A 14092-nucleotide genomic window follows, 5' to 3' on the forward strand; every position below is an offset into this window, starting at 1 on the left:
CTCAGTGGGCTCCGCCGAACATGTACCAGGTGACCAGGGCCGCCACGCCGATCAGCATCGCGAAGGCGTAGTGGTAGACGTAGCCGGTCTGCAGCCGCACCACGGCCTGGGTGACGTCGACCACGCGGGCCGACACGCCGTCGGGACCGAAGCCGTCGATGACCGCCCCGTCGCCCTTCTTCCAGAGGAACCGGCCCAGCCACTTCGCCGGGCGCACGAAGATCACGTCGTAAAGCTCGTCGAAGTACCACTTGTTCAGCAGGAACCGGTAGAGCAGCGGCTGGCTCTCGGCGAGCTGGCGCGGCAGATAGGGCTTCTGAATGTAGAAGATGTAGGCCACCACGAAGCCGATGATCATCTCGACCGTCGGCGAGTACTTCGCCCAGGCGGGGATCTCGTGCACGGCGTGAAGGATGTGGTTCTCCGGGCCTGTGTGCAGCGCGTTCTTCCAGAACTCGTCATAGGCGTGGCCGAAGAAGTAGCCTTCGAACACCAGGCCAGCGAACAGGGCGCCCAGGCCGAGCACGCCGAGCGGGATCAGCATGGTGAGCGGCGACTCGTGCGGCTCGTGATGGCCATGCCCGTGATCGCCCGCATGGGCATGCGACCCATGGCTGTCATCCTCGGACTCGACGTGGTGGCTGACGGCCAGATCATGCCCGTGCGGCGTATCCCAGCGCGGCGCTCCCATGAAGGTCACGAAGAACAGACGCCACGAGTAGAACGAGGTCAGGCCGGCCGTGATCGACAGCAGGATGAACGCGTACGCATTGCCGAACGTGTGCGCCGCGTAGGATGACTCGATGATCGCATCCTTCGAGTAGTAGCCCGCGGTGAGCGGGAAGCCGGTCAGCGCGAGCGTGCCGATGGCGAACATCACCGTCGTGAACGGGATCTTCCGAGCCAGGCCGCCCATGTGGCGAATGTCCTGCTCGTGGTGCATGGCGTGGATCACGGAGCCGGCGCCCAGGAACAGCAGGGCCTTGAAGAAGGCGTGCGTGAACAGATGGAAGATGCCAGCGCCATACGCGCCTGCGCCCAGCGCCACGAACATGTAGCCGAGCTGCGAGCAGGTCGAATAGGCGATGACGCGCTTGATGTCGTTCTGCACGAGCCCGATGGTGCCGGCGAAGAACGCCGTCGTGGCGCCTACGATCATCACAACGGACAGCGCGACATGCGACTGCTCGAAGAGCGGCGAGAGGCGCGCCACCATGAATACGCCGGCGGTCACCATGGTCGCGGCGTGAATGAGCGCCGACACCGGGGTCGGCCCCTCCATCGCGTCAGGCAGCCAGGTGTGAAGCAGGAACTGCGCCGACTTGCCCATCGCGCCCATGAAGAGCAGCAGGCAGGCGATGGTCATCGCGTTCCAGTCGTAGCCGATGAAGTGAAACGTTCCCTTCGCGATCTCCTCGGCCTTCGGGAAGATCTCCGGGAAGGCGACCGAGCCCGACAGCACGAACACGAGGAAGATGCCCAGCGAGAAACCGAAGTCGCCGACGCGGTTGACGATGAAGGCCTTCATGGCCGCCGCCACGGCCGACGGCTTCTGGTACCAGAAGCCGATGAGCAGATAGGACGCCAGGCCGACGCCCTCCCAGCCGAAGAACATCTGCACCAGATTGTCCGACGTCACCAGCATCAGCATGGCGAAGGTGAAGAGCGACAGATAGGCGAAAAACCGCGGCCGGTGCGGATCCTCGTGCATGTAGCCGATGGAGTAGAGGTGAACCAGCGATGACACCGTGTTCACGACCACCAGCATGACGACCGTCAGCGTGTCGATGCGGAAGGCCCAGTCGACCTTGAGATCGCCCGCGACCATCCACTGGGCCACCTGCACCCGCAGGGCTTCGTGGTGACCGAGGCCGACCTGGAAGAAGGCGATCCAGGACAGCAGCGCTGCCGCCATCAGGAAGGCGGTCGTGACCACCTCGCTGGCGCGGGCGCCGATGATGCGGCCGAAAAGGCCGGCGATGAGGAAGCCGACGAGCGGCAGGAAGACGATGGCCTGATACATGTCCGTTTCCCGTCGGGGACAAGGCCCCGAGTCAGCCCTTCATCATGTTGATGTCCTCAACCGCGATGGAGCCGCGGTTGCGGAAGTAGACGACGAGGATCGCGAGCCCGATGGCGGCCTCGGCGGCCGCTACGGTCAGGATCAGCAGGGCGAAGACCTGTCCGACGAGGTCGCCGCCGAAGGTCGAGAACGCCACGAGATTGATGTTCACTCCGAGCAGGATGAGCTCGACGCACATCAGGATGACGATGACGTTCTTGCGGTTGATGAAGATGCCGAACACGCCGAGCGTGAACAGCATCGCCGCGACCGTCAGGTAGTGTCCGAGACCGATGATCATCGCGAAATTCCTTAGACGCCCTGCCGGAACGGCACCTTCTTGATCTCGACCGCGGCCTCAGGCGTACGGGCGACCTGGCGGGAGATGTCCTGGCGCTTGACGCCGGCTTTGTGGCGAAGCGTCAGCACGATCGCGCCGATCATGGCGACCAGCAGCACGAGCCCCGCAGCCTGGAAGAAGTAGAGATACTGGGTGTAGAGCACTCGGCCGAGCGCCTCGGTATTGGATATCAGCGCGTCGGCGGACGGCGCCGCTGGGGCCGGGCCCTTCAAAGCGCCGGGCTGCACGATGTAGGTCGTGACCACCAGCACCAGCTCGACCAGCAGCATGAGCGCGATCACCGCGCCGAACGGCAGGTAGCTCAGGAAGCCCTGCCGCAATTGCGCGAAGTCCACGTCCAGCATCATCACGACGAACAGGAAGAGCACCGCGACCGCCCCGACATAGACGACCACGAGGATCATCGCCAGGAACTCGGCGCCCATCAGCAGGAACAAGCCGGCGGCGTTCACGAAGGCGAGGATCAGGAAGAGAACCGAATGCACGGGATTCTTCGCAGCGATCACCATCAGGGCCGAGGCCAGGGTGATCCCCGCGAACAGGTAGAAGAAGGCGGCGGCTGCCATCGTGCTGGTTCCTCACCGGCCGCCGGGCGGCGGCCTCGTACGATCCCCGAACCTGGCCCAGCGGCCCGGCCCTGACTGCGAATGGCCGCGGGACGGCCATCCTGAAACCTCAATCGCCCAATCGGGCGCCGCGCCGTCTATAGACGCCGATTCCCGAGGCGACAACCCGACTTCGGGCGGGCTCGCCCAGGCGAACCGCCTCAGCGGTAGGGCGCGTCCTGAGCGATGTTGCGAGCGATTTCGCGTTCCCACCGGGCGCCGTTATCGAGCAGCCGCTGCTTGTCGTAGAACAGCTCCTCGCGGGTCTCGGTGGAGAACTCCATGTTCGGCCCTTCGACGATGGCGTCCACCGGGCAGGCCTCCTGGCAGAAGCCGCAGTAGATGCACTTCGTCATGTCGATGTCGTAACGGGTCGTGCGCCGCGTGCCGTCGTTGCGGCGGGGACCAGCCTCGATCGTGATGGCCTGAGCGGGGCAGATCGCCTCGCACAGCTTGCACGCGATGCAGCGCTCTTCCCCGTTGGGATACCGGCGAAGCGCGTGCTCGCCGCGAAAGCGCGGCGAGATCTGACCGCGCTCATAGGGATAGTTCAAGGTCGGCTTGGGCTTGAAGAAGTACCGCATGGACAGCACGAAGGCGTCCACGAACTCCTTCAAGATCAGCGACCGTGCAGCCTGGGCGAATGCCATCCGTCTCACTCCGGGCGCTCGCGCGCCGCTCTCATGTCATGCCTGCGAGGCCCCTGCCCCGCCGGCGATCAACCGCGGCCCGAGACCGTCAACCCGAGCAGGTATCCGATCACCGGGAAGAACATCACGGTCCCCAGGAACAGCACGCCGCGCAGGACGCCCAGCTTCCGTTCGAAGACCGCCTTTTCGTCTGGACTGCCGGAGCGGTCCAGCTTGCGCAACCTGCTCTCCACCACGCCGCCGACCACACGAAAGTCGACGTAGCCCAACGCCAGCCCTATGGCGGCGCCCATCAGGCCCGGGATGGAGAGCTCCATCTCAGTGCCCCGGAGCCCAGCCCGTGAGCTGGAGCACGCCGGCGACGATCACCACCATGGCCAGCGAGATCGGAAGGAACACCTTCCAGCCAAGCCGCATGAGCTGGTCGTACCGGTAGCGCGGCACGAAAGCCTTCACCATGGCGATGAGGAAGAACATGAAGGACGCCTTGAGGACGAACCAGATCACGCCAGGCACCCAGGTGAAGGGCGCGAACGGGATCGGCGACAGCCAGCCGCCAAGGAACAGGATCGTCATCAGCGCGCACATGGTCATGATGGCCACGTACTCGCCTAGCATGAACAGGAGGTACGGCGTCGAGGAGTACTCGACCATGAAGCCCGCCACGAGCTCCGACTCCGCCTCGACCAGGTCGAAAGGAGGACGGTTCGTCTCGGCCATGGCCGAGATGAAGAAGATCACGAACATTGGCAGCAGGGGCAGCCAATACCAGCCGAGCAGGCCGGCGCGCGTGTCCTGCGCGTTGACGATGTCGGTCAGGTTGAGCGAGCCCACGCAGAGCAGCACCGTGATGATCACGAAGCCGATAGAGACTTCGTAGGACACCATCTGCGCCGCCGAGCGAAGCGCCGACAGGAACGGGTACTTCGAGTTCGACGCCCAGCCGCCCATGATGACGCCGTAGACGCCCAGCGACGAAATCGCGAACAGGTATAGGATGCCGACATTGATGTCGGCTAGCGCCCAGCCATCGTTGAGCGGGATCACCGCCCACGCCGACAAGGCCAGCAGGGTGGTCACGAACGGGGCCAGCAGGAACAGGCCCTTGTTGGCGCCCGCGGGAATTACCGGCTCCTTCAAGGCGAACTTGAGGAGGTCGGCGAAGGACTGCATCAAGCCCCACGGCCCGACCACGTTCGGGCCACGGCGCAGCTGGACAGCCGCCCACACCTTGCGGTCGCCATAGAGCGCGAAGGCGATGAAGACGAGCAGGGCGACGATGAGCAGCAGGCTCTTGCCCAGCATCAACAGCACGGAGAGGAAGAGGTCCATCGCTGTGTCCCTTACTCGGCCGCGACGGCGACGCCGCCCTGAGCCAACGCCGAGCACTCGGCCATGACCGCCGAAGCGCGGGCGATCGGGTTCGTGAGATACAGGTCCGTCACCGCGCGGCGGAACGGGGCCTTGTCGGGGGCTCCACCCGCCGCGGCAAGCCCCGCGATGGCGGCCGGGTCCGCAGGGACGATGCGGTCGATCTGCGCCATGTGCGGAACGTCGGCGTAGAGCTTCGCCCGCAGTTGCTGCAGGGAGTCGAACGGGAGGCGATGCCCGAGCACGTCCGACAAGGCGCGCAGGATGGCCCAGTCCTCCTTGGCCTCGCCCAGCGGGAAGCTCGCGCGAGCGCCGAGTTGCACCCGGCCCTCGGTGTTGACGTAAGTCCCGTGCTTCTCGGTGTAGGCCGCGCCCGGCAGGATCACGTCGGCGCGATGGGCGCCACGGTCGCCATGGGTGCCCTGGTAGATCACGAAGGCGCCGGGGGCGACCTCGATCTCGTCGGCGCCCAGCAGGAAGAGCACGTCGGCGCCGCCTGGCGCCGCCATGCTGGCGGCGTCGAGACCGCCTTCGCCCGGCACGAGGCCGAGGTCGAGCGCGCCGACGCGGGCGGCCGCCGTGTGAAGCACGCTGAAGCCGTTCCACTCCGGCGTGACCGCGCCGACGGCTTGCGCGACCTTGGCGGCGAGCGCCAGGACCGCTTCGCCATCCGGCCTCGTCAGGGCGCCCTGCCCCACGATGATCAGCGGCTTCTTCGCGTTCTTGAGCACGCCCGCGAAAGCGACCGAGCCGTCGGCGATACCGGCCAACGTCTCAGCCCCGGCGCCAAGAGCCTGGACGTCATAGGTCAGGTCCACGGGCTCGCCCACCAGGCCGATCGGCAGCGGCCCCATGCGCCAGCGCTTGCGGATGCGGGCGTTCAGAACCGGCGCTTCGCGCCGCGGATCGGAGCCGACCAGCAGGATCGCGTCCGCTTCCTCGATCCCCAGTACGGTGCTGTTGAACAGGTACGAGGCCCGCCCGAACTTCGGATGCAGCTTCGTGCCGTCCTGGCGGCCGTCGATATTAGCGACGCCGAGGGAAGACGCGAGCAGCTTCAGCGCATACATCTCTTCGACGGACGCGAGGTCGCCCGCGATGAAGCCGATGCGCTTCGGATCTGCGCCCTTCAGCTTGGCGGCGATGGCCTGGAACGCCTCGCCCCACGACGCGGGCCGCAGCCGGCCGTCGACGCGCACATAGGGCCGATCGAGGCGCTGAGTCTTCAGGCCGTCCCAAACGAAGCGGGTCTTGTCGGAGATCCACTCTTCGTTCACCGCCTCGTTGATGCGCGGCAGGATGCGCATCACCTCGCGCCCGCGGGCATCGACGCGGATGGCCGAGCCGAGCGCGTCCATGACGTCGACGGACTCGGTCTTGGACAGTTCCCAAGGACGCGCCTTGAAGGCGAAGGGCTTCGAGGTCAGCGCGCCGACCGGGCACAGGTCGATGACGTTGCCCTGCAGCTCGGACTGCATCGCGTTCTCGAGATAGGAGGTGATCTCCATATCCTCGCCGCGGCCGATTGCGCCGAGATCCGGCACGCCGGCCACTTCCGTGGTGAAGCGGACGCAGCGCGTGCACTGGATGCAGCGGTTCATCTGCGTCTTGACCAGCGGGCCGATGTACTTGTCCTCGACGGCGCGCTTGTTCTCGGCGAAGCGCGACGTGTCGACGCCGTAGGCCATCGCCTGGTCCTGCAGGTCGCACTCCCCGCCCTGGTCGCAGATCGGGCAATCCAGCGGGTGGTTGATGAGGAGGAACTCCATCACCCCCTCGCGGGCCTTCTTCACCATGGGCGACTTGGTGGAGATGACCGGGGGCTCGCCGTTCGGGCCCGGGCGGCAATCGCGCACGGCCCAGGCGCAGGACGCGACCGGCTTCGGCCCACCCTTCACCTCCACGAGGCACATGCGGCAGTTGCCCGCGATCGAGAGCCGCTCGTGGAAGCAGAAGCGCGGGATCTCGGCGCCCGCCTCCTCGCACGCCTGAAGGAGCGTGTAGTCGGCCGGAACGTCGATCTCGATGCCGTCGACGATGATCTTGGTCATCGATGCACTCTCTCTTATTCCGCCGCCACGCCGTAGTTGCGAACGGGCTCGCTGTGCGGGTTGGCCGCGTACTGGTCGATGCGCTTCTCGATCTCGTGCCGGAAATGCCGGATCAGGCCCTGGACCGGCCATGCTGCGGCGTCGCCCAGCGCGCAGATCGTGTGGCCTTCGACCTGGGTCGTGACCTCGAGCAGCATGTCGATCTCGCGCTTCTGCGCGCGGCCCTCGGCCATGCGGTTGAGCACGCGCCACATCCAGCCGGTGCCCTCGCGGCAGGGCGTGCACTGGCCGCAGCTCTCGTGCTTGTAGAAGTACGAGATGCGAGCGATCGCCCGCACGATGTCGGTCGACTTGTCCATCACGATCACGGCCGCCGTGCCCAAGCCGGACTTGAGGTTGCGCAGCGTGTCGAAGTCCATGTTGGCGTCGATGATCTGCTCGGCCGGGACGAGCGGGACCGAAGAGCCGCCCGGGATGACGCAGAGCAGGTTGTCCCAGCCGCCGCGGATGCCGCCGCAGTGGCGGTCGATCAGCTCACGGAAGGTGAGGCCCATCTCCTCTTCCACGTTGCAGGGCGTGTTCACGTGCCCGGAGACGCAGAAGAGCTTGGTGCCGGTGTTGTTGGGCCGGCCGAGGCCCGCGAACCATGCGGCGCCACGGCGCAGGATGGTGCCGGCGACGGCGATCGACTCGACGTTGTTGACCGTGGTCGGGCAACCGTAGAGGCCCATGTTGGCCGGGAACGGCGGCTTCAGCCGCGGCATGCCCTTCTTGCCTTCCAGGCTCTCCAGCAGCGCCGTCTCTTCGCCGCAGATATAGGCGCCGGCTCCGTGGTGAACGATGAAATCGAAGGGGTAGCCGTGGATGTTGTCCTTGCCGATGAGGCGAGCCTCATAGGCCTCGTCCACGGCGCGCTGAAGCGCTTCACGCTCCGCGATGAACTCGCCGCGAATGTAGATGTACGCAGCGTGCGCGCCCATCGCGAAGGACGCGATCATGGCGCCTTCGATCAGCAGGTGCGGGTCGTGGCGCAGAATCTCGCGGTCCTTGCAGGTGCCGGGCTCGGACTCATCGCCGTTGATGACGAGGTAGCTCGGGCGGCCGTCGGACTGCTTGGGCATGAAGGACCACTTCAGGCCCGTAGGGAAGCCGGCGCCGCCGCGGCCGCGCAGGCCGGACTTCTTCATCTCGTCGATGATCCAGTCCTTGCCCTTTTCGAGCAGGAACTTGGTGCCGTCCCAGGCGCCGCGCATCTGCGCGGCCTTCAAGCCCGGCGAATGCAGCCCGTAGAGGTTCGTGAAAATGCGATCGCGATCAGCAAGCATGTCCGCTCACCCCTTCGCCTTGTCGTCGGCGGGCTTGGCGACCTCGCCTTGGTTCGGGTTGGCCGCATACGAGGATGCGCGGTCCTGCGTCGGCGCGTCTGGCCGCTTCGAGAGCGGTTCGTCGGAAGAAGCGTTCGAGGCGTCGGCGGCCTTGGCCTGGTCCGCCGGCGACACGGCCGGCTTGCCTTCGGCGACGCGGTGGGCGGGCGTATCGGTCGCCTTCGTGCCGGCCGTATCGTCGCTCGGCTTGGCCGGCTTTGGCGTCACGGCAGCCTGGGCGGCCTGGGCGCGGTCCGCTGCCTCCTTCTCGGCGGCGGCGGCCTTGACCTTCGCGTCCTCTTCCTCGAATCGCTTGCGCCAGGCGCCGACCACGGAGCCGTCGAACAGCGATGGATCGGTCAGCGTGTTCGGCCCGCCGAGCGGCTCGGAGGAGACGCGGCCGTTCTGCGGGCCCTTCTTGACGGGACGGCCGGCGGCCAGGTCGTCGAGCAGCGCATTGAAGCTCTCGGCCGTCAGGTCCTCGTAGAAGTCGTTGTTGATCTGCACCATCGGGGCGTTGCAGCACGCGCCCAGGCACTCGACCTCGAGCCAGGAGAAGTTGCCATCCGCAGAGACGTGGCGCTGGTCCCCAATCCGATCGTGGCAGACCTTGATCAGGTCCTCCGCGCCGCGCAGGCGGCAGGGGGTCGTGCCGCAGAGCTGGATGAAGTGCTTCCCAACCGGCTCCAGGTTGAACATCGTGTAGAAGGTCGCGACCTCGAGCACGCGGATATAGGGCATTCCGAGCATCTGGCCGACATACTCGATGGCCGCCTTCGGCAGCCAGTAGTCGTGCTGCTCCTGGGCGCGCCACAGCAGCGGGATCACGGCCGAGGCCTGCCGGCCTTCCGGATATTTCGCGATGATGCCCTGCGCCCAGGAGAGGTTCTCCGGCGTGAAGGCGAAGTTCGCGGGCTGGACCGTTTCGGCGGCTAGTCTTCTGACTGACATGACGTCCTCATACCCGCGCTAGCCGGAAACCGGCGCGCGCGAAATCAATCACCGATCCACCTCGCCGAACACGATGTCGAGCGATCCGAGGATCGCCGACACGTCTGCCAGCATGTGGCCGCGGTTCATGTGGTCCATGGCCTGGAGATGGGCGAAGCCCGGAGCGCGGATCTTGCAGCGGTAGGGCTTGTTGGTGCCGTCCGCCACGAGATAGACGCCGAACTCGCCCTTCGGCGCCTCGACGGCCGCGTAGATATCGCCTTCCGGAACGTGGAAGCCTTCGGTGTAGAGCTTGAAGTGGTGGATGAGCGCCTCCATGGAGCGCTTCATCTCGCCGCGGCGCGGCGGCGCGATCTTGCCGTCCATCGTCGACACGGGCCCCTGCCCGGCCGGCTCGCGCAGCTTGGCGATGCACTGCTTCATGATGCGCACGGACTGGCGCATCTCCTCCATGCGGATCACCTGGCGATCGTAGTTGTCGCCGTTGCGGCCCACCGGGATGTCGAAATCCATCTCCTCGTAGCACTCGTAGGGCTGCGCCTTGCGCAGGTCCCATGCCGCGCCCGAGCCGCGCACCATCACGCCCGAGAAGCCCCAGGCCCAGCATTCCTCCAGCGAAACCACGCCGATATCGACGTTGCGCTGTTTGAAGATGCGGTTCCCGATGAAGAGCACGTCGAGGTCGTCCAGGACCTTCAGGAACGGATCGCACCACGCGTCGATGTCGTCGATCAGGTCCGGCGGCAGATCGAGCCGCACGCCGCCCGGCCGGAAATAGGCCGCATGCATGCGCGACCCCGAGGCCCGCTCATAAAAGATCATGAGCTTCTCGCGCTCCTCGAAGCCCCACAGCGGCGGGGTGAGCGCGCCCACGTCCATGGCCTGCGTGGTCACGTTGAGGAGATGGGACAGGATCCGGCCGATCTCGGCGTAGAGAACGCGGATCAGTTGGGCGCGACGCGGGACGCTGATGCCAAGCAGACGCTCCACGGCCAGGCAGAACGCATGCTCTTGGTTCATCGGCGCGACATAGTCGAGCCGATCGAAATAGGGCACGGACTGCAGGTAAGTCTTGGATTCGATCAGCTTTTCGGTGCCGCGATGCAGCAGGCCGATATGCGGGTCGACGCGCTCGACCACTTCCCCGTCCAGTTCCAGCACCAGCCGGAGCACGCCGTGGGCCGCAGGATGCTGCGGCCCGAAGTTGATCGAGAAATTGCGGATCTGCTGCTCGCCCATGGCGATCTCCCTCCCCTCGCTCAGGCCTGCTTGGCCTTCTCGTCGCCGGGCAACACGTAATCCGTGCCCTCCCAGGGCGAGAGGAAATCAAAGCTGCGGAATTCCTGGGTCAGCCGGACGGGCTCGTAGACGACCCGCTTCTGCTCCTCGTCCCAGCGCACCTCCACGAAGCCGGTGGTCGGGAAGTCCTTCCGGAGCGGATAACCCTCGAAGCCGTAGTCCGTGAGGATCCGGCGCAGGTCCGGGTGTCCGGAGAACAGGATGCCATACATGTCGTAGGCTTCGCGCTCGAACCAGTTGGCGGCCGGAAAGACCGAGATGGCGGACGGAACTGGCGTGACCTCGTCCGTCTGAACCTTGACGCGCACGCGCAGGTTCAGCTTCGGGGAGAGCAGGTGATAGACGACATCGAAGCGCTTCTCGCGCGCCGGGTAGTCCACCCCGCAGATGTCGATGAAACTGACGAAACCGAACTGCGCGTCGTCGCGCAGCCGGGTCAGCACTGGGACGATCTGCGCAGCTTCAGCCTCGATCGACAGGTCGCCGAAGGCCAACTTCCAGCCAGTCACCGCGCCCGGAAGCGCGTTCTGAATGGCTTCGCCAAGCTGTTTCAGCGTCTCGTCCAAGAGAACCGGCATGAGAACTGGCTTTCTTCGGTCAGGTCGCGCGGGAGCCGCGCAGAGGAACTCGGACGGCCCAGGACGGGCCACGCGCAGAGCGGGCGGAAGCCCGCCCGCCTTAACGTTCGATGGTGCCGGTGCGGCGGATTTTCTTCTGCAGCAGCAGCACGCCGTAGAGCAGCGCCTCGGCCGTGGGCGGGCAACCGGGCACGTAGACGTCGATCGGCACGATGCGGTCGCAGCCGCGGACCACCGAGTAGGAATAGTGGTAGTACCCGCCGCCGTTGGCGCAGCTGCCCATGGAGATGACGTAGCGCGGTTCCGGCATCTGGTCGTAGACCTTGCGGAGCGCGGGGGCCATCTTGTTTGTCAGCGTGCCGGCGACGATCATCACGTCCGACTGGCGCGGCGAAGCGCGGGGCGCGAACCCGAAGCGCTCCACGTCGTAGCGCGGCATCGACAGCTGCATCATCTCGACCGCGCAGCAGGCGAGCCCGAACGTCATCCACATCAGCGAGCCCGTGCGGGCCCACTGGATGAGGTCGTCCGTGGCCGTGACAATGAAGCCCTTGTCGGCGAGCTCCGCGTTCACATCCGAGAAGAACGGGTCATTGTGCCCCACCGGCTTCCCGGTGTTGGGGTCGATGATGCCCTTGGGCGCAGGAGCGACGAGCGCGCCCTCGTTGCTGAGGGTCAATCCCATTCCAGGGCTCCTTTTCTCCACTCGTACACGAAGCCGATCGTGAGGACGCCGAGGAACGTCATCATCGACCAGAAGCCGAAAACGCCGACTTCCTTGAAGGCCACCGCCCACGGAAACAGGAACGCCACCTCGAGGTCGAAGATGATGAACAGGATCGATACGAGGTAGAAGCGCACGTCGAACTTCATGCGCGCGTCGTCGAACGCGTTGAACCCGCACTCATATGCCGACAGCTTCTCCGGATCCGGATTCTTGTAGGCGATGATGAAGGGGGCGACGAGCAGCGCAGCCGCGATCACCAGCGACACGCCGATGAAGATCACGAGCGGCAGGTAGTCGACCAGAAGCTCAGGCATGGCGTCTCCGCGCGGGCGGCCAAACTTTCAACAGGGCGGGTGCGCCAATCGGCTTTCCCGAGGCTGACGCAACCAGAGGAGGTTGAGCCGGTCGCAAAAACGCCGAAGTCATGCGCCCGACCCCTCTTTGGAGGGTCGCGCGGAGGCTTATCTCAGCGGATTGCGAACCGCAAGACGGAAGGGGGTCGCACTTCGTCGACCAAACGCCGCGCTCTTCAGCTCTGCGCGCCGCGGGCTCGACCGTCGGCTCTCGATCCGTATGATCGCGTCGGCAACCATCGGGAAACGCTCACTTATGCCCAACACCATCGACCTCCAAGGCCAGGCCGCCGCAGTCACCGGCGGCGCGCAGGGAATCGGCTATGCGGTCGCCGCGCGCCTGCTGCAGTCCGGAGCCGCCGTCGCCCTCTGGGATCGGGACGAATCCTTATTGGCTGAAGCAGCCGCCTCGCTCGCCGCCCAAGGTCGCGTATTCACCGTCGCGTACGAGCAAACCGATCCCGCGAGTTGCGCGGCCGCCGCCCGGAAGACGGAGGCCGAATTCGGCAGGATCGACATCCTCGTCAACAACGCCGGGATCGCGGGCGCGAACCACCCCGTGGCCGACTATCCGATCGAGGAGTGGCGTCGGGTCATCGACATCGACCTGAACGGGGTCTTCTATTGCTGCAAGGCGGTCACGCCCGGCATGGTCGCGCGCGGCTACGGCCGGATCCTCAACGTCGCCTCCATCGCCGGCAAGGAGGGCAACCCCAACGCCTCCGCCTATTCCGCAGCGAAGGCGGGCGTCATCGCGCTCACCAAGTCGCTCGGCAAGGAACTGGCCGTCCACGACATCGCGGTGAACTGCGTCACGCCGGCCGCGGCGAAGACCCGCATCTTCGATCAGATCAAACAGGAGCACATCGACTACATGCTGTCGCGCATTCCGCGCGGACGCTTCCTGCTGGTCGACGAAGCCGCGGCGATGATCGCCTGGCTCGTTTCCAGGGAGAACTCTTTCACGACCGGCGCTGTCTTCGACCTGTCCGGCGGACGCGCAACGTACTGAGCCTCCTCAACTCGCCGCCGCCCCGCCCCAGGCGACCTGGGACGGCTGCAGCAGCATGCTGGGTTGTTTTGACGTCGGGGAAAGGCGCGGGTCCATCTCGGGCTCGCGCTGATCCGGATAAAAGTCCCCGATCCGCTGCCACAACATCTTCGGCGAGAACGGCTTGCGCAGCACGTGGTGGACTTGCCGCTCCGCCACCGCGTCCAACAAGCGCCGGGTCGGTCGCTCAGTGGTGACGATGACGGGCACGTTCGTGGCCCGCACGCGGTTCGGGTCTCGCAGCAAATCGAGGATCTCGGCCGCCGAGAATTCCGGCAACTCCCATTGCAGCACAATCAAGCCTGGGGTGACCGAGGAAAGCTGACCCAGCGTTTCGTGCCCGGTCCCCGCGTCGAGAACCTCGCGCATGCCCACCTGCATCAGCATGTTGCGGATCAACCGGCGCACATAGGGACTGTCATCCGCCACAACGACGGGCAGGTTTGGAAAGAGTGGCGCCCTCAGCATGAACATTAACCCGAATGACTTTACGCGCGTTCATGATGCCGACATTCAATAAAAGTTCCATGAATCCGTCTGACGCCGCGGCAATGTACCTGCAGTTGCCATCATACGATGGATACAACTGGGAATGATGCCGCCTCTTCCGCGAAGATCAAAAGCTTTCGCCATTTGTCACAGTTCGTGAATGGTTCAAGGGAACCGTCC

At 65.6% G+C, this 14092-nt stretch carries 15 protein-coding genes; 1 reads left to right on the plus strand and 14 read right to left on the minus strand.

Features of this window, described 5'->3' with window-relative positions:
- Position 1: 1 nt before the first annotated feature.
- The 13 genes from nuoL to SLNSH_RS03725 form a co-directional block, all read right to left on the minus strand.
- Positions 2-2023 carry an NADH-quinone oxidoreductase subunit L gene (gene nuoL, locus SLNSH_RS03665; protein ID WP_106335304.1) on the minus strand — a complete coding sequence of 674 codons (2022 nt, stop codon included), beginning with the start codon at positions 2021-2023 and terminating at the stop codon, positions 2-4.
- 31 nt (positions 2024-2054) lie between these two features.
- Positions 2055-2363, minus strand: a complete 309-nt coding sequence (gene nuoK, locus SLNSH_RS03670; protein ID WP_106335305.1) for an NADH-quinone oxidoreductase subunit NuoK — start codon at positions 2361-2363, stop codon at positions 2055-2057.
- 11 nt (positions 2364-2374) lie between these two features.
- On the minus strand, positions 2375-2989 hold the full coding sequence (locus tag SLNSH_RS03675; RefSeq protein WP_106335306.1) for an NADH-quinone oxidoreductase subunit J: 615 nt from the start codon (positions 2987-2989) through the stop codon (positions 2375-2377).
- 200 nt (positions 2990-3189) lie between these two features.
- Complete coding sequence (gene nuoI / locus SLNSH_RS03680; protein ID WP_106335307.1) at positions 3190-3678, minus strand: NADH-quinone oxidoreductase subunit NuoI; 489 nt, start codon at positions 3676-3678, stop codon at positions 3190-3192.
- A gap of 68 nt (positions 3679-3746) precedes the next feature.
- Positions 3747-3995 (minus strand): hypothetical protein, encoded by a 249-nt coding sequence (locus SLNSH_RS03685; RefSeq protein ID WP_106335308.1) that lies wholly within the window; start codon positions 3993-3995, stop codon positions 3747-3749.
- A gap of 1 nt (position 3996) precedes the next feature.
- Positions 3997-5010, minus strand: a complete 1014-nt coding sequence (gene nuoH, locus SLNSH_RS03690; RefSeq protein WP_106335309.1) for an NADH-quinone oxidoreductase subunit NuoH — start codon at positions 5008-5010, stop codon at positions 3997-3999.
- An 11-nt stretch (positions 5011-5021) separates the two neighbouring features.
- Positions 5022-7100: an NADH-quinone oxidoreductase subunit NuoG gene (gene nuoG / locus SLNSH_RS03695; RefSeq protein ID WP_106335310.1), complete on the minus strand. Its 2079-nt coding sequence runs from the start codon at positions 7098-7100 to the stop codon at positions 5022-5024.
- A gap of 14 nt (positions 7101-7114) precedes the next feature.
- A complete protein-coding gene (nuoF, locus tag SLNSH_RS03700) occupies positions 7115-8425 on the minus strand; it encodes an NADH-quinone oxidoreductase subunit NuoF (RefSeq protein WP_106335311.1) in 1311 nt (436 codons plus the stop codon).
- Between the two features lie 6 nt (positions 8426-8431).
- Positions 8432-9415: an NADH-quinone oxidoreductase subunit NuoE gene (gene nuoE, locus SLNSH_RS03705; RefSeq protein WP_106335312.1), complete on the minus strand. Its 984-nt coding sequence runs from the start codon at positions 9413-9415 to the stop codon at positions 8432-8434.
- A gap of 48 nt (positions 9416-9463) precedes the next feature.
- Complete coding sequence (locus tag SLNSH_RS03710) at positions 9464-10654, minus strand: NADH-quinone oxidoreductase subunit D (protein WP_106335313.1); 1191 nt, start codon at positions 10652-10654, stop codon at positions 9464-9466.
- 20 nt (positions 10655-10674) lie between these two features.
- A complete protein-coding gene (locus tag SLNSH_RS03715; protein WP_210202477.1) occupies positions 10675-11292 on the minus strand; it encodes an NADH-quinone oxidoreductase subunit C in 618 nt (205 codons plus the stop codon).
- Between the two features lie 100 nt (positions 11293-11392).
- Entirely contained in the window at positions 11393-11977 is a 585-nt protein-coding gene (locus SLNSH_RS03720) for a NuoB/complex I 20 kDa subunit family protein (protein ID WP_106335314.1), read from the minus strand.
- Positions 11968-12333, minus strand: a complete 366-nt coding sequence (locus SLNSH_RS03725) for an NADH-quinone oxidoreductase subunit A (protein ID WP_106335315.1) — start codon at positions 12331-12333, stop codon at positions 11968-11970. The genes SLNSH_RS03720 and SLNSH_RS03725 overlap by 10 nt, the downstream gene beginning before the upstream one ends.
- A gap of 295 nt (positions 12334-12628) precedes the next feature.
- On the opposite strand from SLNSH_RS03725, the gene SLNSH_RS03730 reads away from it, so the two are divergent.
- Positions 12629-13384 (plus strand): SDR family NAD(P)-dependent oxidoreductase, encoded by a 756-nt coding sequence (locus SLNSH_RS03730; protein ID WP_106335316.1) that lies wholly within the window; start codon positions 12629-12631, stop codon positions 13382-13384.
- A 6-nt stretch (positions 13385-13390) separates the two neighbouring features.
- On the opposite strand, the gene SLNSH_RS03735 is transcribed toward SLNSH_RS03730, so the two are convergent.
- Positions 13391-13891 (minus strand): response regulator, encoded by a 501-nt coding sequence (locus tag SLNSH_RS03735; RefSeq protein ID WP_158266663.1) that lies wholly within the window; start codon positions 13889-13891, stop codon positions 13391-13393.
- Positions 13892-14092 lie beyond the last annotated feature (201 nt).

The sequence above is a fragment of the Alsobacter soli genome (assembly GCF_003004785.1).
Classification (GTDB): domain Bacteria; phylum Pseudomonadota; class Alphaproteobacteria; order Rhizobiales; family Beijerinckiaceae; genus Alsobacter; species Alsobacter soli.

Bases quoted from the DNA above. Each gene is read 5' to 3' on its own strand.
- SLNSH_RS03715 (WP_210202477.1), bottom strand. From the start codon at position 11,292: ATGCCGGTTCTCTTGGACGAGACGCTGAAACAGCTTGGCGAAGCCATT.
- nuoE (WP_106335312.1), bottom strand. From the start codon at position 9,415: ATGTCAGTCAGAAGACTAGCCGCCGAAACGGTCCAGCCCGCGAACTTC.
- SLNSH_RS03725 (WP_106335315.1), bottom strand. From the start codon at position 12,333: ATGCCTGAGCTTCTGGTCGACTACCTGCCGCTCGTGATCTTCATCGGC.
- nuoF (WP_106335311.1), bottom strand. From the start codon at position 8,425: ATGCTTGCTGATCGCGATCGCATTTTCACGAACCTCTACGGGCTGCAT.
- nuoI (WP_106335307.1), bottom strand. From the start codon at position 3,678: ATGGCATTCGCCCAGGCTGCACGGTCGCTGATCTTGAAGGAGTTCGTG.
- SLNSH_RS03720 (WP_106335314.1), bottom strand. From the start codon at position 11,977: ATGGGATTGACCCTCAGCAACGAGGGCGCGCTCGTCGCTCCTGCGCCC.
- SLNSH_RS03735 (WP_158266663.1), bottom strand. From the start codon at position 13,891: ATGCTGAGGGCGCCACTCTTTCCAAACCTGCCCGTCGTTGTGGCGGAT.
- nuoL (WP_106335304.1), bottom strand. From the start codon at position 2,023: ATGTATCAGGCCATCGTCTTCCTGCCGCTCGTCGGCTTCCTCATCGCC.
- SLNSH_RS03675 (WP_106335306.1), bottom strand. From the start codon at position 2,989: ATGGCAGCCGCCGCCTTCTTCTACCTGTTCGCGGGGATCACCCTGGCC.
- nuoH (WP_106335309.1), bottom strand. From the start codon at position 5,010: ATGGACCTCTTCCTCTCCGTGCTGTTGATGCTGGGCAAGAGCCTGCTG.
- SLNSH_RS03730 (WP_106335316.1), top strand. From the start codon at position 12,629: ATGCCCAACACCATCGACCTCCAAGGCCAGGCCGCCGCAGTCACCGGC.
- nuoG (WP_106335310.1), bottom strand. From the start codon at position 7,100: ATGACCAAGATCATCGTCGACGGCATCGAGATCGACGTTCCGGCCGAC.
- SLNSH_RS03710 (WP_106335313.1), bottom strand. From the start codon at position 10,654: ATGGGCGAGCAGCAGATCCGCAATTTCTCGATCAACTTCGGGCCGCAG.
- SLNSH_RS03685 (WP_106335308.1), bottom strand. From the start codon at position 3,995: ATGGAGCTCTCCATCCCGGGCCTGATGGGCGCCGCCATAGGGCTGGCG.
- nuoK (WP_106335305.1), bottom strand. From the start codon at position 2,363: ATGATCATCGGTCTCGGACACTACCTGACGGTCGCGGCGATGCTGTTC.